Origin of the sequence: Arthrobacter sp. IK3 (assembly GCF_051337705.1) — a bacterium.
GTDB classification, from domain to species: domain Bacteria; phylum Actinomycetota; class Actinomycetes; order Actinomycetales; family Micrococcaceae; genus Arthrobacter_B; species Arthrobacter_B koreensis.
The window spans coordinates 216,907-237,851 of sequence record NZ_JBPPSW010000003.1 but is presented as its reverse complement, the minus strand read 5'-3'; the positions used below and the strand labels follow the sequence as shown (position 1 = coordinate 237,851).

General features: G+C 63.9%; 18 protein-coding genes. 9 read left to right on the top strand and 9 right to left on the bottom strand.

Annotation, left to right across the window (positions count from 1 at the left end; genetic code table 11):
• Nucleotides 1-193 precede the first annotated feature (193 nt).
• Nucleotides 194-625 carry a hypothetical protein gene (locus tag ACSLGO_RS05665; RefSeq protein ID WP_436400533.1) on the top strand — a complete coding sequence of 144 codons (432 nt, stop codon included), beginning with the start codon at nucleotides 194-196 and terminating at the stop codon, nucleotides 623-625.
• A gap of 226 nt (nucleotides 626-851) precedes the next feature.
• On the opposite strand, the gene nrdF is transcribed toward ACSLGO_RS05665, so the two are convergent.
• The 7 genes from nrdF to ACSLGO_RS05630 form a co-directional block, all read right to left on the bottom strand.
• Nucleotides 852-1,814 (bottom strand): class 1b ribonucleoside-diphosphate reductase subunit beta, encoded by a 963-nt coding sequence (gene nrdF / locus ACSLGO_RS05660; protein ID WP_436400663.1) that lies wholly within the window; start codon nucleotides 1,812-1,814, stop codon nucleotides 852-854.
• A 144-nt stretch (nucleotides 1,815-1,958) separates the two neighbouring features.
• Nucleotides 1,959-2,510: a hypothetical protein gene (locus ACSLGO_RS05655; protein WP_436400531.1), complete on the bottom strand. Its 552-nt coding sequence runs from the start codon at nucleotides 2,508-2,510 to the stop codon at nucleotides 1,959-1,961.
• 158 nt (nucleotides 2,511-2,668) lie between these two features.
• On the bottom strand, nucleotides 2,669-3,052 hold the full coding sequence (locus tag ACSLGO_RS05650) for a hypothetical protein (RefSeq protein ID WP_436400530.1): 384 nt from the start codon (nucleotides 3,050-3,052) through the stop codon (nucleotides 2,669-2,671).
• A 62-nt stretch (nucleotides 3,053-3,114) separates the two neighbouring features.
• Entirely contained in the window at nucleotides 3,115-5,289 is a 2,175-nt protein-coding gene (nrdE, locus tag ACSLGO_RS05645) for a class 1b ribonucleoside-diphosphate reductase subunit alpha (protein ID WP_436400529.1), read from the bottom strand.
• Nucleotides 5,256-5,702: a class Ib ribonucleoside-diphosphate reductase assembly flavoprotein NrdI gene (gene nrdI / locus ACSLGO_RS05640; protein ID WP_436400528.1), complete on the bottom strand. Its 447-nt coding sequence runs from the start codon at nucleotides 5,700-5,702 to the stop codon at nucleotides 5,256-5,258. The genes nrdE and nrdI overlap by 34 nt, the downstream gene beginning before the upstream one ends.
• Nucleotides 5,703-5,752: 50 nt before the next feature.
• A complete protein-coding gene (locus tag ACSLGO_RS05635; RefSeq protein ID WP_436400527.1) occupies nucleotides 5,753-6,184 on the bottom strand; it encodes a hypothetical protein in 432 nt (143 codons plus the stop codon).
• Between the two features lie 90 nt (nucleotides 6,185-6,274).
• Nucleotides 6,275-6,838: an exonuclease domain-containing protein gene (locus ACSLGO_RS05630; protein ID WP_436400525.1), complete on the bottom strand. Its 564-nt coding sequence runs from the start codon at nucleotides 6,836-6,838 to the stop codon at nucleotides 6,275-6,277.
• A 127-nt stretch (nucleotides 6,839-6,965) separates the two neighbouring features.
• Between ACSLGO_RS05630 and ACSLGO_RS05625 the strand changes: the two genes are divergently transcribed.
• Nucleotides 6,966-7,556 carry a hypothetical protein gene (locus tag ACSLGO_RS05625; protein ID WP_436400524.1) on the top strand — a complete coding sequence of 197 codons (591 nt, stop codon included), beginning with the start codon at nucleotides 6,966-6,968 and terminating at the stop codon, nucleotides 7,554-7,556.
• Between the two features lie 119 nt (nucleotides 7,557-7,675).
• Here the strand turns inward: ACSLGO_RS05625 and ACSLGO_RS05620 are convergent, their stop codons facing one another.
• Nucleotides 7,676-8,227, bottom strand: coding sequence for a hypothetical protein (locus ACSLGO_RS05620; protein ID WP_436400523.1), 552 nt, complete (start codon nucleotides 8,225-8,227; stop codon nucleotides 7,676-7,678).
• 103 nt (nucleotides 8,228-8,330) lie between these two features.
• Between ACSLGO_RS05620 and ACSLGO_RS05615 the strand changes: the two genes are divergently transcribed.
• The 3 genes from ACSLGO_RS05615 to ACSLGO_RS05605 all read left to right on the top strand — a co-directional run bounded on the left by ACSLGO_RS05615 (nucleotide 8,331) and on the right by ACSLGO_RS05605 (nucleotide 12,292).
• Nucleotides 8,331-9,227 carry a hypothetical protein gene (locus ACSLGO_RS05615; protein WP_436400522.1) on the top strand — a complete coding sequence of 299 codons (897 nt, stop codon included), beginning with the start codon at nucleotides 8,331-8,333 and terminating at the stop codon, nucleotides 9,225-9,227.
• The gene (locus tag ACSLGO_RS05610; protein WP_436400521.1) at nucleotides 9,224-9,844 is read left to right on the top strand and encodes a hypothetical protein; all 621 of its coding nucleotides are present in this window, start codon (nucleotides 9,224-9,226) and stop codon (nucleotides 9,842-9,844) included. Before ACSLGO_RS05615 ends, ACSLGO_RS05610 begins: the two co-directional genes overlap by 4 nt.
• A gap of 180 nt (nucleotides 9,845-10,024) precedes the next feature.
• Nucleotides 10,025-12,292, top strand: coding sequence for a PHP domain-containing protein (locus ACSLGO_RS05605; RefSeq protein WP_436400519.1), 2,268 nt, complete (start codon nucleotides 10,025-10,027; stop codon nucleotides 12,290-12,292).
• An 81-nt stretch (nucleotides 12,293-12,373) separates the two neighbouring features.
• Here the strand turns inward: ACSLGO_RS05605 and ACSLGO_RS05600 are convergent, their stop codons facing one another.
• Nucleotides 12,374-13,165 (bottom strand): FadR/GntR family transcriptional regulator, encoded by a 792-nt coding sequence (locus ACSLGO_RS05600; protein WP_436400518.1) that lies wholly within the window; start codon nucleotides 13,163-13,165, stop codon nucleotides 12,374-12,376.
• A 175-nt stretch (nucleotides 13,166-13,340) separates the two neighbouring features.
• On the opposite strand from ACSLGO_RS05600, the gene ACSLGO_RS05595 reads away from it, so the two are divergent.
• From ACSLGO_RS05595 to ACSLGO_RS05580, 4 genes are all read left to right on the top strand, one after another.
• A complete protein-coding gene (locus tag ACSLGO_RS05595) occupies nucleotides 13,341-14,825 on the top strand; it encodes an amidase (protein ID WP_436400516.1) in 1,485 nt (494 codons plus the stop codon).
• A gap of 2 nt (nucleotides 14,826-14,827) precedes the next feature.
• Nucleotides 14,828-15,556, top strand: a complete 729-nt coding sequence (gene pxpA, locus ACSLGO_RS05590) for a 5-oxoprolinase subunit PxpA (RefSeq protein ID WP_436400515.1) — start codon at nucleotides 14,828-14,830, stop codon at nucleotides 15,554-15,556.
• 333 nt (nucleotides 15,557-15,889) lie between these two features.
• The gene (gene dnaE / locus ACSLGO_RS05585) at nucleotides 15,890-20,392 is read left to right on the top strand and encodes a DNA polymerase III subunit alpha (RefSeq protein WP_436400513.1); all 4,503 of its coding nucleotides are present in this window, start codon (nucleotides 15,890-15,892) and stop codon (nucleotides 20,390-20,392) included.
• Nucleotides 20,393-20,541: 149 nt separating this feature from the next.
• Nucleotides 20,542-20,847, top strand: a complete 306-nt coding sequence (locus ACSLGO_RS05580) for a hypothetical protein (protein ID WP_436400511.1) — start codon at nucleotides 20,542-20,544, stop codon at nucleotides 20,845-20,847.
• The last annotated feature ends 98 nt before the right edge of the window (nucleotides 20,848-20,945 follow it).

Genomic DNA, 20,945 nt, shown 5'->3' with positions numbered 1-20,945 from the left:
TGCGGAGGATGGCGCCGCGGTCACCGCCACCGGGGGCTCGTTGGCGTAGGGTCTGGCGGGCAGCTGAAGCCTGCCGCGTTTTTCTCGGCTGTGCCGCACACATTTGGGCACAGGAGCGGCCGCTGCCGCTGAACCGACGGCACTGGTGGGGAGATCCCAGGATTGCCTTCACCGCCCTGCACGGAAGGACCGTATGAAACCCCTCACGAAGTACCTGCTCTTTATCGCCACGGTCGGGGCTGTGATTGCTGCAGCCGTTTTTTACTCCGGCCAGGCCCGTGCTGTCGATGAACGGCTCCCTGCTCCCGCACAGTTCGCGAACTCCGAGCACAGGGTCAGGGAAGTCGCGCCGGACCACGGAACGAAGAAGGACTGGGAGTATGAGGATTCTTCCGGCAACAGCATGAAGATGTCGAAATGCGAGGATTCCGGGATTCTCTCGACTAAGACCTGCTTCGAAACAGAAGACCGACTGGTTCGGTTCGAATATAAACACCGCAGAAAGGGCGGCTACACCCAGGAAGTGATCACCTACGACGGCGTTGAGCACAAAGTTGAATGTGTCCGGAACGGCAGTTTCTGGGACTGGCACGTCAAGCTTTACTGCGGATCAGAGCCTCGCTGAGAATCCCATCGCGGCAGCTTGATGTTTGGCCTGCACCAATTTCGCCTCTCCAGGAAGGCCATGCCGTTCACCCCATTCCGGGCGGGGTGACCGCACCGCGGCGCAGCGGCTTCCTTCTGTCCTGCTGCGCCGCGGTCCTGTTTTCAGGGTGTAACATGAGGCGATAGCCTTATAGGCCGTGCGGAGGAAAACTGCTGTTTCTGCTTCTGCCGCATGTGCGGCCTTTCTAGAAGTCCCAGTCCGCATCTTCGGTGTTGACCGCCTTGCCGATAACGTAGCTGGAGCCCGACCCTGAGAAGAAGTCGTGGTTCTCGTCCGCGTTCGGGGACAGGGCCGAGAGGATCGCCGGGTTCACGTCCGTGACGCTGCTCGGGAACATTGCTTCGTAGCCCAGGTTCATCAGAGCCTTGTTGGCGTTGTAGTGCAGGAACTTTTTGACGTCCTCTGCCAGTCCGACGCTGTCGTAGAGGTCGTGGGTGTACTGGACTTCGTTTTCGTACAGTTCGTAGAGCAGCTCGTAGGTGTAGTCCTTGAGCTCTGCCTGGCGCTCGGCGCTCTCCTTGGCAAGGCCGATCTGGTACTTGTAGCCGATGTAGTAGCCGTGCACGGCCTCATCGCGGATGATCAGGCGGACCAGGTCGGCGGTGTTGGTCAGCTTGGCATGCGATGACCAGTACATCGGCAGGTAGAAGCCGGAGTAGAAGAGGAATGACTCCAGGAGGGTGGAGGCGATCTTCTTCTTCAGGGGGTCATCACCGTGGTAGTACTCGGTGACGATGGCGGCCTTCTTCTGAAGGTTTTCGTTTTCGACCGACCAGCGGAAGGCGTCGTCGATTTCCTTCGTGGAGGCCAGCGTCGAGAAGATCGAGGAGTAGCTCTTGGCGTGCACGGACTCCATGAACGCGATGTTCGTGTAGACGGCTTCTTCGTGCGGGGTCACAGCGTCCGGGATCAGCGAGACGGCGCCGACGGTTCCCTGGATGGTGTCCAGGAGGGTCAGGCCGGTGAAAACGCGCATGGTGAGCAGCTTCTCTGCCTCGGAGAGGGAGGCCCAGGACTGCACGTCATTGGACAGCGGGATCTTCTCCGGCAGCCAGAAGTTGTTCACGAGACGGTTCCAGACCTCGACGTCCTTGTCGTCCTGGATGCGATTCCAGTTGATGGCCTGGACGTGGTCGATGAGTTTCATTGCTTCCGGCACGGCGGGATTCCTTATTTCTGGGTGGTGGGGTGAAGAAAGGGCGGAGCCGGCCTGGGTCGACTCCGCCCTGAGGTGCTTATGGCCTGTCTATCTCTATGCGTTCCAGACGCTGACGGCAGTTCGCCGGCCCGGCTAGCGGGTCGAGCTCTTGTGGTATTCGTCGGTGATGCGGCGGATTCCCTTGACGATCAGGGCCGGGGCAAGCCTGGGATGCTTGGCCCGGGAGACGGCCAGGACTGCGACCATACGGCCCATCTTGAGCATCAGGGCGCCGTCAGGATCCGTCAGGAACTCCTCGGATGCCTGGCCCTCGCGCTCGTTCAGGGCCACGGACACGGCGTCGATGACGGTGCGGATGTCGCGGGACTGATCCGGCGTCGCGGACAGCGGAACGAGAATCGAGCTGAGCTCTTCCGGGGTGCGGGTGAGCCAGGTGCCGGGGCGGACACCGAAGCTGTCTGCGGTGGCCACGACGGCGAAGTTCAGATAGTCCCAGAACAGCGGGGCGTGCTCTTCCATGTGCTGCTTCAGGGCGGCGAATGCTTCGTCGTTCTCACCTGAACCGGCACTCAGGACCGAGGCCTGCAGCAGGGCAGTCTCGAGCATCTTCTCGTCGACGGTCAGCGCGCGGCGCTTGTCCTGCGATGCGAGGAGCTTCTGGGCGTACTTGGAATTTGTGATCATGGTTCTTCTGCGCCCGGGATCGGCGCGCTCCTTCGTGAAGTCTTCCCGCATGGGTCCTGCAGTGGGGTCCGCCCTGGGACATGCGTAGACGCAGTATCCAGGGCGGACATGAAAGGGGCCTGCCGTTTCATGCGGCAGACCCCCCGGCGCTTTGGCTGCTAGACGTCCGCGGCCAGCGCCGCACTGACTTCTTCGCGGGCGGTCTCCAGGAACCGGTCCCAGTGCTCCGCGTAGCGGCGGGAGCGCTCAAAGGTGGTGTCCATCGAGGCTTCGATCCCTGCGGTTCCCAGCACGGCCACCAGTGCCTCAGCAGCCGCCTGGGTGTTCATGCAGCAGTCGGGGCCGCAGTAGTCCAGCTGGACGAGGACGGTGTCCTGCCAGCCGGTCACTGAGTCGACCGTTACCGGCATGACGCCGGCGGCCAGCGCGGTGGCCAGCGTCGATGCAACGCCAGCAGCTTCGGTGACGGTGCCGTCCGGACCGTCGAGGGTGATGAGGACTGACCCCTGGATCAGGGAGAGGCGTGCGGTTGTTCCGGTCATGGCTTCCTTTGTTCGGAGGGGGCACAGGGGCCCGGGATGATGCCCGGACCCCTGTGTGGGTGTTACAGCATGCAGGAGACGCAGTTCTCCACTTCGGTGCCTTCCAGGGCGACCTGGCGCAGGCGGATGTAGTAGAGGGTCTTGATGCCCTTACGCCATGCGTAGATCTGCGCCCGGTTGATGTCCCGCGTGGTGGCGGTGTCCTTGAAGAACAGAGTCAGGGACAGACCCTGGTCCACGTGCTGGGTCGCAGCGGCGTAGGTGTCAATGATCTTCTCGTAGCCGATTTCGTACGCGTCCTGGTAGTACTCCAGGTTGTCGTTCGTCAGGTACGGGGCCGGGAAGTAAACGCGCCCGAGCTTGCCTTCCTTGCGGATTTCAATCTTGGCGGCAATCGGGTGGATCGAGGCCGTGGAGTTGTTGATGTAGGAAATCGAGCCGGTCGGCGGGACAGCCTGCAGGTTCTGGTTGTAGATGCCGTACGCCATGATGGAGGCCTTGAGCTCTTCCCAGTCGCCCTGGGTCGGGATGTGGATCCCGGCCTCGCGGAAGATCGCTGCCACGTGCTCGGTCTCGGGGACCCAGGCCTTCTTGGTGTACTTCTCGAAGAACTCGCCGGAAGCGTACTTGGAGCGCTCGAACCCGTCGAAGACCTCGCTGCGTTCGATGGCCAGCTTGTTTGAAGCCCGCAGGGCGTGGAACAGCACCGTGTAGAAGTAGATGTTGGTGAAGTCGATGCCCTCTTCGGAGCCGTAGAAGATCCGCTCACGGGCAAGGTAGCCGTGGAGGTTCATCTGGCCCAGGCCGATGGCGTGGGTGCGGGCGTTGCCGGCGGCAATGGAGCGGACCGCGGTGATGTTGGACTGGTCGGACACGGCAGTCAGTCCGCGGATCGCCGTTTCAACGGTGAGCCCGAAGTCGGGCGAGTCCATGGCGTTGGCGATGTTCAGTGAACCCAGGTTGCAGGAGATGTCCTTGCCGATTTCGTCGTAGGACAGGTCATCGTTGTACGTGGTCGGGGAGGAAACCTGCAGGATCTCCGAGCACAGGTTGCTCATGATGATCTTGCCCTCGATCGGGTTGGCCTTGTTCACCGTGTCCTCGAACATGATGTACGGGTAGCCGGACTCGAACTGGATCTCGGCCAGGGTCTGGAAAAAGTCCCGTGCCTTGATCTTGGTCTTCTTGATGCGCGCATCGTCGACCATCTCGTAGTACTTCTCGGTGACGTTGATGTCGGAGAACGGGATGCCGTAGACCTTCTCGACGTCGTACGGGGAGAAGAGGTACATGTCCTCGTTGCGCTTGGCCAGCTCGAAGGTGATGTCCGGTACCACGACGCCGAGGGAGAGGGTCTTGATGCGGATCTTCTCGTCTGCGTTCTCGCGCTTGGTGTCCAGGAACCGGTTGATGTCCGGGTGGTGGGCGTGCAGGTAGACGGCGCCGGCGCCCTGGCGGGCACCGAGCTGGTTGGCGTAGGAGAAGGAGTCTTCAAGCAGCTTCATGATGGGGATGATGCCGGAGGACTGGTTCTCGATCTGCTTGATCGGAGCACCGACTTCGCGGATGTTGGTCAGTGCGAAAGCGACGCCGCCGCCGCGCTTGGAGAGCTGCAGGGCGGAGTTGATGGAGCGCGCGATGGACTCCATGTTGTCTTCGATGCGCAGCAGGAAGCAGGAGACCAGCTCGCCGCGCTGCTTCTTGCCCATGTTCAGGAACGTGGGGGTGGCCGGCTGGAAGCGGCCGCTGATGATTTCGTCCAGGGTCTGGGTGGCAACTGCTTCGTTACCGTCGCCGAGGCCAAGGGAGACCATGGTGACGCGGTCTTCGAAGCGCTCCAGGTAGCGCTTGCCGTCGAACGTCTTCAGCGGGTAGGTCGTGTAGAACTTGAACGCACCGAGGAAGGTTTCGAAGCGGAACTTGTGGGCGTAGGCGCGCTTGAAGAGGCCCTTGATGAACTCGGGGCTGTACTTGGCGAGCAGCTCGGGCTCGTAGTAGTTCTCCTCCACGAGGAATTCGAGCTTTTCCTCCAGAGAGTGGAAGAACCAGGTGTTGCCGTTGATCTCGTACTTGCAGTACTGCTTCGCAGCGGCACGGTCAGCTTCGAACTGGATCCGGCCGTCTGCGCCGTAGAGGTTCAGCATGGCGTTCAGCTCGTGGTAGCCCAGTCCCTTCCAGGACTCGGGGACGGCGTCTGCCTTCTCTACGGTGTTAGTGGGGATGGTGCTTGATTCCAAAATGTCTCCAGTCCAGTTCGGACAGCCTCGACGTCGTCGGGGGTGCCCATGATTTCAAAGCGGTAAAGAACCTGTGTGCGGCTCGGGGCCGCGGCGTCATCATTGGCCAGCTTGGCTGCGATGACGTCTCCTGCCAGGCAGTAGGAGTCATGGAAGTTGGTGTTGCCGGCCGCGATAATGCCCCTGATGAGGGCCCGGTTGGACTCAACATTGAGGAACTTGATCACCTGTTTCGGTACCGCACCCTTTGCTCCCCCGCCCCCGTAGGTGGGGACGACGAGGACGTAGGGCTCAGTGGCAATGACGGTGTCGTCCTTGGTTTTGAGCGGCAGCCGGATGGCCGGTATTCCGAGTTTCCGGACGAACCGGTGGGTGTTCTCGGAGGTTGATGAGAAGTAGATGAGGTTGGGCACGGCTGCACTTTTCCTTCGGGGTACTGCCGCGATTCGTGGCTTATTGTCTTCTATGCGTGCTCCGGCGTGACGGCGTTTCCGGAGGTGCCGGTTCGGGTCATCCGGCGGATCAGAATGCCTGCCAGAAGCGGATTGAAGTGGATGTTCATCCCGATCCCCCAGGCTTCCGAATAGAGGGCGACAGAGGCCGCCCCGGGCCCCTGAAGGTGTGGCAGGTCCTCGGCAAAACGGGCGATGAAGGCTGTGGCCTCGCTGGCCAGGTCGAAATGCAGGACCGCGCTGTACCGGGCGTTGTCGAGTTTGCCGCTGTAGTCGTAGAGGTCCGTGTTTCCACGGGAGACAGTGATGACAGAGTTCCCTTCGTCCCTCAGCAGCTGCACGAGCAGGGCAACATCCGCGGATCCGTCAGGGGTCCTTGGCCGGCCCTGCCACGAGAGGCCGGCAGCGTGTGCGGCGCGGCGCAGGACGAGCTTTCTGATCATGATGTCCTTCAACTAAAAGTGGGGGCTGCCCTGTCCGTTTCCGGTTTGCGGCAGCCCCCACTATGTGTGCGGCAGGTTCAGGATCTCTCTTCAGGCGATGCCAAGGCCCCGGTAAAGGCCGCGGATGCTGGCGGCACCTTCGCGGGCTGCGATGGCCAGGACGATCCGTGCACTGGTCAGGGCATCCGCTTCGGCGCTGTGTTCCTCGAACTCATCCAGTCCCAGGGCTTCTGCCACCAGGGACAGGCGGGTTTTGGGCAGACGCAGTGCGGTGCGGGACAGCACTTCGCTGCAGCGCATCTCGTTCACTGGCACGGGCAGCTGGAGTGCCTGGCACGCGCGGTTGATGACGGCACGCTCGTACTTCATGTTGTGGGCAATGACCGGGTCCCCGCCGAAAATCCGGAACAGGCGCTCCATCGAATCTTTGAGAGGGTCGCCGGCGGCGGCCATGGCCGGGGTTATTTTGTGGATGCGCATGGCATAAGCATCAAAGGAGTCCAAGCCCGTCTCCGGGAAAATCAGCCAGGACCCGGTGGACGTGACCACGCCGTCGCGCACTGAGGCGAAACCTGCCTCAATGACCGAGAGCCTGTCGGAGTTGGCAGCCTCAAAGTCGACGGCGGTGAAGTTCAGTCCAGGGGTCTTTTCCATATTCCCTATGTGTGCGGATGCGCATCGCTTGCTCCCCATCGGCAGAAACCTACTGATGACCGTCTGTACCGGTTCCGCACACATAGCTCCTGAGACACACACACTCATCAGTGAAAGCAGGAGCTCCATGGACCTCACCGTTCCCACCATCACCCATGTCAAAGCCGAAGTGGTCGATGAAGCAGTCAGTATTTCGGCTGCCGCCAGGCTGACCGGCATGTCCCGGCACTCCGTGGAGAAGATCGTCGGCGGCGGATACATCAGGCTGGTGCGCTCGGACATCACTGCCCTTGCCCGCGAACCGTTCATCTCTGCCGGCGGCGCCCTGCCCGTAGTCCAGACCGATGTCGCAGAGACAGACGGAACGTGGAGGCCCTACACCGGGGACGCCAGCTGGCTTACGGACGCAGACTGGCTGCTGGCCCAGGCCGGAGACTGGACAGGTGTCAGCTCCCGGGCAATCGTGGACGCCGGATACCTCGCTGTGGGCCTGGGCGGCATGGTCACCGGCATTGTGCGCGTTGAAGGCCGGGCGCCGGGCGCCCCCGCAGGCCGGATCCGCTGGAGAATAAGCCTCGTGGGACGCCTGACCAGCAGCCTCAGGGCCGGGGGGCTCAGCTTTGGGGACGACGTCAGCGCTCAGGAGCGCGAGCTCGTACTGCAGACCCTGGGGATGCGCTATCCGGTCAGGCGCGGCGGCGCGTTCACCTGGGTCTGACACTCCGAGAGCCCCTGGAATCCACCACATCTATGCGGCGGAAACAGGGGCTCTCTTGCTGCCCGGAAATGTTACGCAACAGGCAGTATTTGTTACGCGGCGGCGCTGGTTTCCATCATTTATGCGGCCAGTAAATTGTCTGCCACGCAGGCCGAACGGTAGGCGTCGGCCCAGGCCTCCAGAGGAGCTATCAGCGCGGGGTACCCGGGACCGCCGAGGCGCCCGATGCGCTCCCTGCGCCGCCAGGCACGGTATCCGGCCGGTCCTTCGTCGTCGCGGACCCAGGTGAGGGCCCTGGAGACCAAGGCGAAGTCGACGACCGGCTCAATTCCCCCGGGCCATGCGTCCACTGCCGTGCATGCCAGCCACCGCACCTGATGCGCCCGGGTTCCAAGGATAGGAACCATGCCCAGCGCATAGGGCATCTGGCCGTTTCCGGCCTGCTTGACCGAGTCCTCTGCAGAGGTGCGGATCGCCTGCCCCATATCCTTCTTGGCGCGCACCTGAATGGCCACGTCAGGGAAGACCGAGAGGTCCCCGACATCGTCCTTGCGCCCGGCGCCCAGCATGCGCATCGGGTTGTTCACCGTGAATTCAGGCAGCAGCTCCACCAGGGCAGTGACGGCCTCCCGCTCGAAGCGGTCGCCTTTGTTTTTTGCAGAGTTTCCCATGCTCTTCTCTATGCCTGTCGAAGCTCGACGGCGCTTGTGGCATTGTCTACGCATGTTGGTTGGCAGAGGCCATCACGACTACAAATCAGGGGTAAATCCACCAATGGACATCAAACGCCGGCAGCTGCTCACCGAACCCGGTGAAGGACTGCTGCTTTCGAAATCAGCCCTCGACGCTGTCGAGCGCTTCTCGGACTGGCAGCTTGCCACCGGCCTGCATCCGACCCGTTTCGTCTTCGGCGAGCTGTGCTCCGTGCCCCTGCCTATCTACACCGCGGTAGCTCCCGGGAAACGGCAGTTCGCCGAGGTCAAGCCCGAAGCCATGTGGCACCCGCTCTTCTGGCTGCCGCCGACCATCGCCGGCCGCTACAACCTGCCCACCGGCCCCAACGGTGAGCTGGAACCTGAGTCCAATGCCGTCTGGTCCCTGCGCGTGGCCCTGGAGCTGACAGCCTCCGGCCTCTACAGCCAGGAAGAGGGATGGGTCGACATCCTCGACACCGTCAACATCGACGTCGACAACGAAGCTGACCTGGCACGCATCCGCGAATGGCAGGCCGGCGGGATCGACGATCTGCTGGACTCCATCGACCTGGGCCCGTACCTGCACCTGGACCAGAACCCGAACTGGGCGCTGCAGTCCGCGATGGCGCTGGAAGAGCCCGCAACCCAGGCGCAGTGGGCCATCGTCGCCGACTCGCTCATGGAAATGATCTGGGATGCCCGCAGCTCCGATACCAGCATCCTCCCCGAGTACCGCAGCGCCCTGCAGCTGATCGCCGAGCTGGCTGAAGTGCAGCTCGTGGATGTCCCGACCGAAGGCCACACCGCCGAAGAATTCTGGGCAACCATCAGCGCTGAAATCCGCAGTGAAGAATACGCGACCAAGCAGGCTCTGACTGAAGGGCCCGTCATTGCCGCCGAAGAATGGCTGCGCATGACCCGCGACACCTTCTGGGAGGCAGTCACCGACCTGCAGAACCTTCCGGCCGCCGCATGACAGCCGCCGCGTACATCCCCTTCGACGCCCGGCTGAACATCGACGGCACGGTCAATATCTTTGCCGACGGGATTCCGCTGCCCGGCGGTCAGGGCCTGGGAACAGCTGACGCCGTCCGGGTGCTCTCACGCTACGCCCGTGAAAACGGCACAGTGCTGATGTCGACCGTCCAGCTCAACGGGACAGTCACACGGGACATCATCGACGGCACAGGCACCGCAGTCCCCTACTACGACCCGACCCTGGACGCGGCTGAGGCTGCAGACGAAGAAGCCGGGCAGCTGGAAGGCGAAGAGGTGCTCATGGCTGCGCTCAAGACGCGCGGTGCAGTACCCGGTGCACCTCCTGCCGCCGAGTACACGCCCCGGGCACGCAGCACCCGCAGGGTCCAGCCGCTGGAAGCCGCCGAAGCCATTCCTGACTTCGACGTCGAAGGAGACCTCCGGAAAGCCCTGGCTGCACGGAAGAACCCCGTCAACGTGCGCGCAGTCATCCTCCTCGTCATCGGTGTGATCATCGCTGCCGCGGCGGCCGCCGCCTTCTACGCGGTCTCCGGATCACTGTTCGCAGCGGATCTTCACCTGCCGGAGGTATCCCCTCCCGGCCTGCAGGTCTGAGCTCCCAGCTCCTGATTTCCCGGACCCGTCCGGCCGCTCACCCGGCCGGGCGGGTCCTTTCTTGTTCCTGTCCGCACACATGACACATGCCGGAGTACCGGCAACAGGGACCGGCCCACTCCGCCGGTCCGCCTTTCGGGCACGTGGGCAGCAGGCCCGCCCCACAACAAAAGGAACGTCATGAGCAGATTCATCAACCTCCGCGGATACGGTGAACACACCAAGGGAAGCCTCACAGTAACCGGCGACGTCATTGCACGCGCCGCAGATTACGGGCAGGATGCCCTTGCGATCACCGATGCCAGGACACTGGCCGGCGTGCCCGACTTCGTGGGGAAGGCAAAAGCAGCAGGTATCAAACCGATCATCGGCATGGAAGTCTCCCTGGCAACCTCCGGGGACCGCCTTTATGTCCACCGCCCCACCCCGGATTCACCCCTCTTCCACGACGTAACCCTTCTGGCCCGCACCGCGCGCGGATGGGCGAACCTCGTGGCCATCAACAATGCCACCCAGGACCCGGCCCATGCCCGGCCCGTCGTCGACCTGCCCCTGCTGGCCCGCCACGCAGAAGGACTCATCCTCCTCACCGGAGGCATGGGAGGTCCCATCGCTGAACCGCTGGTCCGCGGCGAGCAGGCCCTGGCCGAGCAGAATATGGCTGCCCTCACCGGGGTCTTCGGGCCCGGCAGCATCTACGCCGAGGTCACGAGGCAGGGACTGCCCGGTGAAGATCTCTTCGCTTCCGAGATGCACCGCATCGCAGGACTGTTCGCGGTGCCCGTGGTGGCCACCAGTGCCTACTCCTACGCGGACAAGTCCTCTGCCCGGGCCCATGCTGCACTCAAGGCCGCAGGAGCCTCCCTGAACGGGCCCTGGTCCGAACCCGACTCCCTGCCCGACCGGAGCCTTCGCTCGGAAGAGCAGATGCGTGCACTCAGCCCCGAGGACCGCCTCTGGCAGGATGCGGTCGATATGACCTCTGTCGTTGCTGACACGATCGACGACACTGTCTTCCCCGAGCCCGTGCTCCCCCGGATGCCGCGCCACCGCCTTCCCAACGGGTATCGGGATCCCATCACGCTGCTCCGTGACCTTGCCGTCGAAGGCCTCAACCACCGGGACGGATGCACGACTCCGGAAGGCATGTGGCGCCTGAACGCAGAGCTGAACCTGATCGCCGAGGCCGAAGCAGCCAAATACTTCCTGCTGCTGCACGGACTTGTCAGCCACCTGCGCTCACGCGGCATCACTATGGGTCCGGGGCGCGGCAACGCCTCCTCCAGCCTCGTCCTGTACGGGCTGGGCGTCACCGACGTCGACCCCATCGAATCCGGACTTCACTTCGAAACCTTCCTGGTACCGGGGCGCGGGCTGCCCGTCTTCGACCTGGATCTTGAGCGCAGCGGCGTCGAGGCTGCCATCAGCTACCTGGCCGGAAGGTACGGGAAGGACCATGTCGGCATCGTCTCCGCCTACCTCCGGCGCAGCGGGCAGAAGGCCGAACGCCTCGCGCAGCAGATCATGGACCGCCGGGACAGCCTCGTACCCGGCAGCGGGGAATTTGAGCTGGCCGGACTGCTCACCGGCCGCATCAGTTCCGTGACCAACCACCCGGCGGCCGTCATTCTCTCCGCTGAGCCGCTCTCCCGGGCGTTCCCGCTGCGGGCACCGCGCAGCTATGAGAACCCGGCAGTGCCGGTGATCGCCTGGACCCGCAGGGAGATCGAGTTCAGCGGGGCCCTGGTCATCAACCTCCTCGGGCTTCACTCCCTGACACCCATGGGGGCCGCCCTGAAAGCAGCTGCAGACGCACCGCGGGCCGCAGGACAGGCCTGGAGCATTCCGCGGGCATCCCGCCTGGACCTCCCCTCGGTCAGGGCCGCATGGCGCCTGCTGTATGAGCGCGATCTTCCCGGTCTGAAACTCAGCACCCGGGAGGTGAAGGAAATGCTCGACTCCGGCCGGACAAAGAACCTCTCCGAGCTCACCAGCCTCATGGCAGTCTCCCTGAACGGAACCGGCACCACCCGGGCTTACCTGGCCTCTTCTGCGGACCCCATCCGCGGCACCGGCACTGCGCTGGCCGTCCTGTCCCGGGTCACCGCCGATACCCGCGGGATCCTGCTCTTCCGTGAACAGATTGCCGAAGCAGCCGTCCGGACAGCCGGGTACACAACAGCTGAAGGCCTTGAGCTTCTGGAAACACTGAGGGAAGCGTCCCCTGAACGCCTCGCAGCAGAGCGGGCCCGTTTCACTTCGGCCGTCCACGGGCACCTGCCGCCCGAAGCCCGCCGCCCGGGAGAAGCAGAGGCCCTGTTCTCCGTCCTGGCCGCATCAGCCCCGGCGGTGCGTTCCAAGGCACACTCTGCAGGAATGGCCCTGAGGGCCTTCAACCAGGCATGGCTGATGTCCTCCTTCCCCGGCGAGTACGGCTCCGACGCCTGACCTCCAGGGCGTGCTTCTGATGGCCGGCGGGTCGGGGCACAACCGCATAGCACCCGCAGCAGGGGGCAACACGTCTGAATTCTAGAGGCCGCCGCCATGCTCCGGTCGGGAGACCTGTGGGAGGGTGGCCACGAGCACGTCCGCGGGGCTCGTCTCCTTAAGGGCGGCGAGCCGTGTCTCACCTAGGTACCCTGCGTGCTTTTCGAAGGCCGCCTGCGCCGCCTGCGGGTCTCCGGCCTCAATGGCATGGAAGATCGACTCATGCTGGTCGGTGACCGTTCTGCGGTCCAGATGCTCCACGAAAACCGAGTTGGTTGCCGGCCGCGCGAGGTGGACGGCGGTCATCGCCAGCTCCAAGATCCGGTTCTTCGCCGCTTTGGTGATTGCCGTGTGGAAGAGCAGGTCCAGATCGAGCCAGGACGCCATGTCCAGACCCATGTCCCGCGATGCCTCCACGGGCCGCCGGATTGCTTCGAGATCCTCTGCGGTGCGGCGCCGGGCAGCGAGCTCAACGCACTGCAGCTCGAGCATCCGGCGGGCTTCGTCAACGTCATGGACTGAGACGTTTCCTGCCCGGTACCAGAGCTGGATAGCATCGCTGAGCTGCGCAGCCACGTCTTCAGCGTCCGGAACAGCAACGAACGTCCCGCCGTTGCTTCCCCTGGAGGAGACGACGAGTCCGGTGGCCGAGAGCAGCTTCAGTCCTTCTCTGGCCGTGGCACGGGCCACGTCGAATGCGTCCGCGAGTTCCTGCTCGGTCGGAAGCCGCTCCCCCGGCTGCCAAATGCCCTCGGATATTGCATTGCGCAGCTGCCTGGCAATCTGTCCGGATGCATCTTTGCGCCCCAGCGTCTCCGGCACGAATTTCGGCACGTGTCACTCCTTCATTTCCGTCCTTCGAAGCACACCACACACGCCGTCACAGAGCAAGGTCATTGATTCAACGTTGAATGTTAGACATCTGGATGGTTACCATCGTCACACCCGCCTCCCTGGCTGGCGATCCAAGCAAGTCCCTGACAAGACACGACTTAGGAACAGTGACCGTATGGCCCTCAACCGCCCCCTCGAAGAGCTAACAATCAACGAAGTGCATCAGGCATACCTCAGCGGTGAATTCACCGCCGAGGATCTGGTGGAGGCCTATCTCGAACGAATCGAGCAGATCGACCGCTCAGGCCCGGAACTGAATTCGCTCATCTCTGTCTCTCCCCATGCTCTGGAAAGGGCCCGTGAGCTCGATACCCAGCTCGCTGAGAAGGGCGAGCTCTCCGGTCCGCTCCACGGAGTGCCCATCGTGGTGAAGGACCAGATAGAGACAGCAGACCTTCCGACGACGTTTGGGAGCATCGCTACCGGGGAGTTCCAGCCCCAAGAGGATGCCACCGCCATCGCAAAGCTTCGTGATGCCGGCGCCATCATCCTGGCCAAGTCGACTCTTCCGGACTTCGCCACCTCCTGGTTCTCCACCTCTTCGCGCAGCGGCACGACAAAGAACCCCTATGACCTGAGCAGGGATCCCGGTGGATCTTCCTCGGGCACCGCTGCCGCCGTCGCCGCCAACCTGTCCCTCGTCGGAATCGGCGAGGACACAGGCGGGTCGATCCGCCTGCCCGCGTCATTTTGTGGCCTCGTGGGTTTGCGCGTAACCCCGGGATTGATCAGCCGCGCCGGCATGTCCCCCCTCGTAAAACCCCAGGACACCGCCGGACCGATGACCCGTACCGTTGAAGACGCAGTCCGTATCCTCGACGTAATGGTCGGCTATGACGAGCGGGACGACTACACCTCCGCAGCGGTAATTGCAGAACAAGGCCGCCCGTACGCGGACGCACTGAAGGACGCGGATCTCCGCGGCAGGCGCATCGGCGTTCTCCGCCAGGCCTTCGGCGACGATTCGGACCCGGACGGCGCGGAAGTGAACAAAGCCATTGAAGCTGCACTGATTCGGCTGCGGGACGGCGGCGCCGAACTGGTGGACATCGAGATCGAGAACCTCGACGATCAGGTTGGCTTTACCTCGCTCTACACCACCCGGTCCCAGTCGGACATGAACGATTTCGTCCAGGCGCGGCCTGACGCCGGGGTGCCCTCTATGCGCCACCTGATCGAAACCAGCCAGTACCACGAGAAGCTGGACCTGCTCGAGGCAATTGTCGCCGGGCCGGAGGATCCGACTGAGGACTCCCAGTACGCCGCACGTGTGCTTGCCCAGACTGCCTTCCAGCGGCAGGTCATCAGCATCATGGCGTCGAACGGGCTGGAGGCCATCGCCTTCCCTGACGCCAAGCTGCCCGCCCCGTCCAGGGACGACATATTCGCCGACCGGTGGACCTGCCTGACCTACCCGACCAACACCGTCATTGCCTCCCAACTGCTGTTCCCGGCCATCACCATTCCCGCAGGGCAAACATCTCAGGGACTGCCCGTGGGTCTGGAACTGATGGGCATCCCCTACGGCGACCGCAGGCTGATCTCCCTGGCGGCAGCCTCGGAGGGCGTGCTGCAGGCCCGCACCGCGCCGGAGCTCTAGATATGTCCGTCACCATCAACTCGGACCTTGGCGAGGACATCGGGATCCACTCCTTCGGCAACGACCCCGCAATCCTCCAGCTTGTGGACACCGCGAACGTTGCCTGCGGAATGCATGCCGGTGACCCAGGAGCGATGGAACGTACAGTCCGGGCAGCGGCGCAGGCCGGGGTAACCGTAGGAGCACACCCTGGCCTGCCGGACATCGCTGGCTTTGGCAGGCGGGCTATGGCCATCACCGCCGAGGAGGCCAGGGATCTGGTGCGCTACCAGGTCGGGGCACTCGTTGGCTTTCTGGATGCCCACAGCCTGCCCCTTGACCACATCAAGCCGCACGGCTCCCTGTTCGGCATGACTGCGTCAGATGAAGCCCTCATGGCTGCTGTATGTGAGGTTGCCCGGCAGTACGGCGTCCCGGTTTTCGGTCTAGCCGGGACGGCCCACGAGTCAGCTGCCGCGGCGGCAGGGGTCGGATTCGTCCCGGAGTTCTATGTAGACCTGGAGTACGGCGAGGACGGCAACCTGATCGTGGAGCGCCGCCCCAGGGAGCGTCCGCTGGCCTCGGTACGTGAGAGGACCCTGCAGGCCCTCCGTGAGGGGACCGTCACCAGTTCATCCGGCACGTTACTGCCTGTGACAGTCGAGTCGATATGCGTTCACTCTGATCTGCCCAACGCGCCGGAGGTGGCACGCACAGTCCGGGAGGCGATCATGGAGGCCCGAACCGGCTGAGCTGAAACATCCGGGCCATCAGTGCCACGCGGCGGGGTCTGGCCTACGTCTGATCCCCGCCCATTCGCCGGCGAAACTGCCCGAACAGGCGTGCGCTGCCTGTCCCGGTCCAGGCCGCCCGACAAAGAACCCACCCTGCCCCTCGCGGAGCAGGGTGGGTTCTTTTCTGTCTTCTGCCGCACACATAGAAGTCATGAAGCCTCCTTCGCCGGCCGCACCGCGACGCCCGTCAGGGGCCGGCACGCATAGGAACTACTAGGGCATTTGCCCGCCCACACGCACTTTGATCGCGGGTCACCGGACCCAATTTCAGGCTAGAAACGCAGGAGAAACGTGACTGATGAACCACAGCCGGACGGCAGCGGCTTCGTACACCTTCACAACCACACCGAGAACTCATCGCTTGACGGCCTGACCCGCGTCAAGTCAGCTCCGCGTACCGCTGCAGCCCTGGGCCAGAAAGCCCTGGCCATTACCGACCACGGCTCCCTCGCTGCTGCCTGGAAGTTCCAGAAGTACTGCCTCGAAGCCGGTATCAAGCCGATCATCGGCAACGAAATGTACATGGCCATCGGCAACCGCCACGAGCGCAACTTCGAGACCGTCATCAATGATGATGACAACGCCTCCGATGCCGATGAAGGCAAGGAGAAGGTCAAGCGCTACATGCACCTGACCGTCCTGGCCCGCAACGAAGCCGGATGGAAGTCCCTCCTCGCCCTGCACAACAAGGCCGAAGCCTCCTACTGGTACAAGCCCCGGATCGACTTCGACCTGCTGGACGAGCACGGCGACGGCCTGATCATCCTCACCGGCTGCCTCGGCGGGCCCGTAGCAGGACCCCTGGCCCGTGCCGGCGCCATCGACAAGGGCTTCACCGCCGCACGCACCGAGATCGCAGGACTGCTCGACGCCGAAAACACCGAAGAGCTCACTGCCGCCCTCGCCGCCGATGTCTCCGCCTACGCCGCGAAGAAAAGGAAGCTCGCAGATGCCGTCACTGAAGGCGTAACAGGCCCCCTGCGCACCAACCTCGAAGAGTCCGTGAAGAATTTTGTCCCGGAGATGGCCTCCGGCCAGGCAGAGGAACTGACTGCCGAACTCACCAGGATCATCACCCGCCTTCCCGGCATTCCGGAGGACGCCGCACGCGCCCGCGCCGATGCCCGCTCCAACCTGGACCGCCTCGTTGGTGCCGTCGGCCGGGAGCACGTCTTCCTCGAGGTCATGCACCACGGCATCAAGGCTGAAACCCATGCCTTCCGTGAGCTGCGGGCCCTCTCCGAAGAGACCGGTATTCCGCTGGTGGCTACGAACGACTGCCACTACGAGCACGCCGAAGATGCCCGCGCCCATGACGGCTTCCTGGCCGTTGGCGTCAAGCGCTCCCTCGATGACCCCAAGCGGTTCAAGTTCAACGGCACCCCGGACTACTACCTGAAGTCCGAAGCCGAAATGATCGACGTCCTTGGCAACCTGAAGAACAAGGCTGCTGCTGCCGCATGGCGCGAGGCCGTGGCCAACTCCGTCATGGTCGCAGACCTGTGCGACGACAAGGTCATCCCCGACCCGCGCATCCGCCTGCCCAAGTTCCCCGTGCCCGCCGGATTCGACTCCGAGCGCGCCTACCTGCACCACCTTGTGAAAGAAGGCGCCGTCGAGCGCTACGGCACCGACCCCGAAACCGGTAAGCGCCGCCCGCTGTCCGCCGAGGTCAAGGAACGGCTGCGGATGGAAGAGAACATCATCTGCGATATGGGCTTCCCGGCCTACTTCCTCATTGTCTGGGACATGATCGCCTGGGCGCGGTCCGACTACACCCCGCAGGACTGGGTGGACCTGCACGCCGGCAAGCCCGTTGATGACGCGACCCGGACCCGGAAGAAGCCCATCGTGGTCGGTGTCGGCCGCGGTTCTGCTGCCGGTGCCGCCACCTCCTACTGCCTGAAGATCGTCGGCGTGGATCCGCTGGAGAACCACCTGCTCTTCGAGCGGTTCCTGGAGCCTGGCCGCGCCGGCCTGCCCGACGTTGACGTCGACTTCGAGGCTGCCCGCCGCAACGAGGTCTTCGGCTTCGTCGGCGTGCGCTGGGGCGATGACATGGTTGCCCACATCGGCACGTTCGGCATGGCACTGTCCAAGGCCGCCGTGAAGGACGCTGCACGCATCCTGAAGCCCTCCGAGCCGTCCCCTGAGGTATTCGCAGCAGCGAAGGCCGCCCGCGCCGCAGGGGACTCCAAGAAGGCTGCCTCCATTACCGCGGAAGCGTACGCGAAGATCAACCGCCGGGCTGCAGACATCCAGCGCCTGGGCAACAAGCTCTCGGACCTGATCCCCTCCAACGGCGGCAAGGCCTACTCCTTCGCCCAGCTCGATGACACCTCGGACAACTCAGCGGAAGCATTCCGGAGCCTCGTCCAGGAGTCCGGTCAGGACGCACAGGACATCCTGGAACTCGCCCGCGCCTTTGAAGGCGTCACCAAGACCGAATCCATCCACGCCTGCGGGTTCATCATCTCGCCGGAACCGCTGGACGAGATTGTGCCCATGCGCTGGAAGTCCCACGCCGCCAATGCAGATCCCAACGCCCCTCGCGTTATCTGCTGGGACGGCCCGGACTGCGAGGAAATCGGACTGCTCAAGATGGACATCCTGGGCCTGACCAACCTGGACATCGCTTCCACGGCGCTGGACTTCACGGCCCGCTCAACCGGCAACCGCTTCACCATGGAAGAGATCCCGCACCCCAACACCAAGGACCACCCGATCGTCCAGGGTGCCTACAACCTGCTCGCGCAGGGGCGCACCGGCGGTGTCTTCCAGATGGAATCCGGCGGCATGATCCGCACCGCCCAGGAAGTGGAGCCGGAAACCCTCGATGACATCTCCGCCATCGTGGCCCTGTTCCGGCCCGGCCCCCTGAAAGCCGGCATGCACACCTCCTACGCCCGCCGCAAAGCCGGGCTGGAGCCGGTAACCTACACCGACTTCACCCACGACCCGGTGGAAACCGAATGGATCGACGGGGTGCTCGGCGCCACCTACGGCATGGCCATCTATCAGGAGACGATCATGCGTCTCTCCACGATTGTCGCCGGCTTCGACGCCTCCCAGCGTTCCCGCCTGCGCAAGGCCATGGGCAAGAAGAAGCAGTCCGAAATGGACGCCTGCCTCACCATGTGGACTGAGGGTGCGCCGAAGGAATTCCGGGACGAGGACGGCAACGTCATCTCCCCGGTGTTCTCCCCGGCAACCGCCCAGAAGCTCTGGGACTTCATCTCCGGTGCCGCCTCCTACCTGTTCAACGCCTCCCACTCGGCCGCCTACGGAATGCTGGCGTACTACACCGCCTACCTGAAGGCCGGCTGGCCGGTGGAATACTCCGCGGCGATCCTGGCCGTAGCCGACAAGGATGACAAGCGCCAGACCGCCCTGACGTCCCTGCGCGCGGACGGCATCGAAGTCATGGCCCCGGACGTGAACCTTGCCATGGCACGCACAGCTCCCGTCAACGGGGCTGTGGCCATCGGCCTCAGCGAGGTCAAGGGAGTCGGCGACGCGGGTCAGTACATTGTGGCCGAGCGTGAAGCGAACGGACCGTTCAAGGACATGGCAGACCTGCTTCGCCGTGTGCGCGTCCCGGCCGACAACGGCACCGGGCTCAGCCGCATCCCGGTCAGTGCCGTACAGGCCCTCATCGAAGCCGGAGCCCTGGACAGCTTTGGCCCCCGCCTTGGCCAGATCATGGTCCTGCGCACTGCGCGTACAGGCGGCCAGAAGGCCCTGGACGCCGAATGGTCCGATGTTGAACGCTCTGCACGGCAGCGCGCACGCATCGGAACCAGCCTGGGCATCCACCCGCTGAACTCGATGAAGGACGTGCTGTCTTCCTGGCGTGCCCCCGGCGGCGGCCGTGTCACACCGCTGCACCGTATCGCTGACGGCAATGGCGAGTCCGTGCAGACAGTCGGCGTTATCTCCTCCTGGGAGGAGAAGGGATACTCCGGCGGACGCCGGGCCAACTTCTCCCTCGAGTCATCCAAGACAACCCTGAACGGGGTCATCTGGGACTTCTCGCTCTCCCGGCTCCGGCGTCAGGGAATCGTGCCCAAGGTAGGCGACGTCGTTGCCGTCTCAGGCAGGGTCAACGTCCGGGTCACCATCATCGGCGACGAGGAAAGCGAAAACCAGGAAACCATCACCACCAAGGAGCTCTCCATCAACGAGGTATGGCCCATCGACTCGGGCACCGAACCGGAAATCAACCTGCCCGCACCGGTCATCGACTTCGCTGCCAAGTACCGCGAGCTGCGCTCCGGCCCTGCCCCGGAGCCTGAACCCCGCCGCAAGACAGAGCCGAAGGAGAAGGTACCGGCCAAGGCCGCCGATTCCGCTTCCTCGTCCACAGCCGAGGCCCCTGCCGAATCCCGGGTCCTGGCACCGGTGGTCTCCATCCGGGAGCACCGCGAACGCAAGGGCGGCGACGTCGTGGCCATCCTGTGCGAAGAGTTCGAATCCTCCATGATCGGCGAGATCATCTTCGGCAGCCCCGCGGTACTCAAGGCCCATGCAGCAGAGGGTCTCCCCGGGGACAGTGCCACCGAAGCCGGCGTGGTCTACCGCTGCCAGCCCGCGTCCGGGGAAACGATCTTCCTGGTCACCAGCGGAGGCACCGTCGAGCCCGGCGAGGCCGCTGAGTACGCCCGCAGCGCCGAGGAGTCGGAGTGGGTGCCGATCCGCAACGACAAGACCAAGCACAAGTACGCATGGTCCCGCCTCAGGGAAGTGGCAGCCGGTTCCGGCCGGGCCGAAGGGGAGCACCGCCTGGCCGGCTAGAAGGCCACGGGGAGAGACCTCGAAACTGCCGCACACATGGGGGCTGAGCGGTCCGGATGACACCGGACCGGAACCCACCAGATGTGAAGGACGCGGGCCGGGAGATCCGGTCCGCAGTCCGGCACCGGCACACGAAGGAACACCTCCCGATGAGCACCACCGACGGATCCCAGCAGGCACCCGAAGCCATCCAGCCGCAGGCAGACACCCTCCTTGCAGCACTGGCCGCTATGGAGTCATTCCAGCAGCGCGACTTCGCAGCCATGGACGTCATTGTCGACTACACCGATCCGCGCGAACTCGTCATGGGTCTGCTGGATGTCTCCCTGATCCTCACCAGGCTCCTCGCCGAGGCCTCGCAGGTGGACAAGGAAGACATCGTGGCCAAGGTCCGCGAAGACGTGCTCAGCCTCGTGAACTCGGGAAGCCTCGGCGCCGGCGTCACCCGCATCTGACCCAAGGATTTCCTAGCAGGTGTGGAGAGATCGACCCTCTGCCGCACACATAGGAAGTAACGGATGGAAGCCCCCGTTCGGGCCCCGTCCAGAGCAGT

Bases quoted from the DNA above. Each gene is read 5' to 3' on its own strand.
- ACSLGO_RS05625 (WP_436400524.1), top strand. From the start codon at position 6,966: ATGGACCTCACCGTTCCCACCATCACCCATGTCAAAGCCGAAGTGGTC.
- ACSLGO_RS05615 (WP_436400522.1), top strand. From the start codon at position 8,331: ATGGACATCAAACGCCGGCAGCTGCTCACCGAACCCGGTGAAGGACTG.
- ACSLGO_RS05605 (WP_436400519.1), top strand. From the start codon at position 10,025: ATGAGCAGATTCATCAACCTCCGCGGATACGGTGAACACACCAAGGGA.
- ACSLGO_RS05650 (WP_436400530.1), bottom strand. From the start codon at position 3,052: ATGACCGGAACAACCGCACGCCTCTCCCTGATCCAGGGGTCAGTCCTC.
- ACSLGO_RS05595 (WP_436400516.1), top strand. From the start codon at position 13,341: ATGGCCCTCAACCGCCCCCTCGAAGAGCTAACAATCAACGAAGTGCAT.
- ACSLGO_RS05620 (WP_436400523.1), bottom strand. From the start codon at position 8,227: ATGGGAAACTCTGCAAAAAACAAAGGCGACCGCTTCGAGCGGGAGGCC.
- pxpA (WP_436400515.1), top strand. From the start codon at position 14,828: ATGTCCGTCACCATCAACTCGGACCTTGGCGAGGACATCGGGATCCAC.
- ACSLGO_RS05580 (WP_436400511.1), top strand. From the start codon at position 20,542: ATGAGCACCACCGACGGATCCCAGCAGGCACCCGAAGCCATCCAGCCG.
- ACSLGO_RS05635 (WP_436400527.1), bottom strand. From the start codon at position 6,184: ATGATCAGAAAGCTCGTCCTGCGCCGCGCCGCACACGCTGCCGGCCTC.
- ACSLGO_RS05655 (WP_436400531.1), bottom strand. From the start codon at position 2,510: ATGATCACAAATTCCAAGTACGCCCAGAAGCTCCTCGCATCGCAGGAC.
- ACSLGO_RS05665 (WP_436400533.1), top strand. From the start codon at position 194: ATGAAACCCCTCACGAAGTACCTGCTCTTTATCGCCACGGTCGGGGCT.
- ACSLGO_RS05630 (WP_436400525.1), bottom strand. From the start codon at position 6,838: ATGGAAAAGACCCCTGGACTGAACTTCACCGCCGTCGACTTTGAGGCT.
- nrdF (WP_436400663.1), bottom strand. From the start codon at position 1,814: ATGAAACTCATCGACCACGTCCAGGCCATCAACTGGAATCGCATCCAG.
- ACSLGO_RS05610 (WP_436400521.1), top strand. From the start codon at position 9,224: ATGACAGCCGCCGCGTACATCCCCTTCGACGCCCGGCTGAACATCGAC.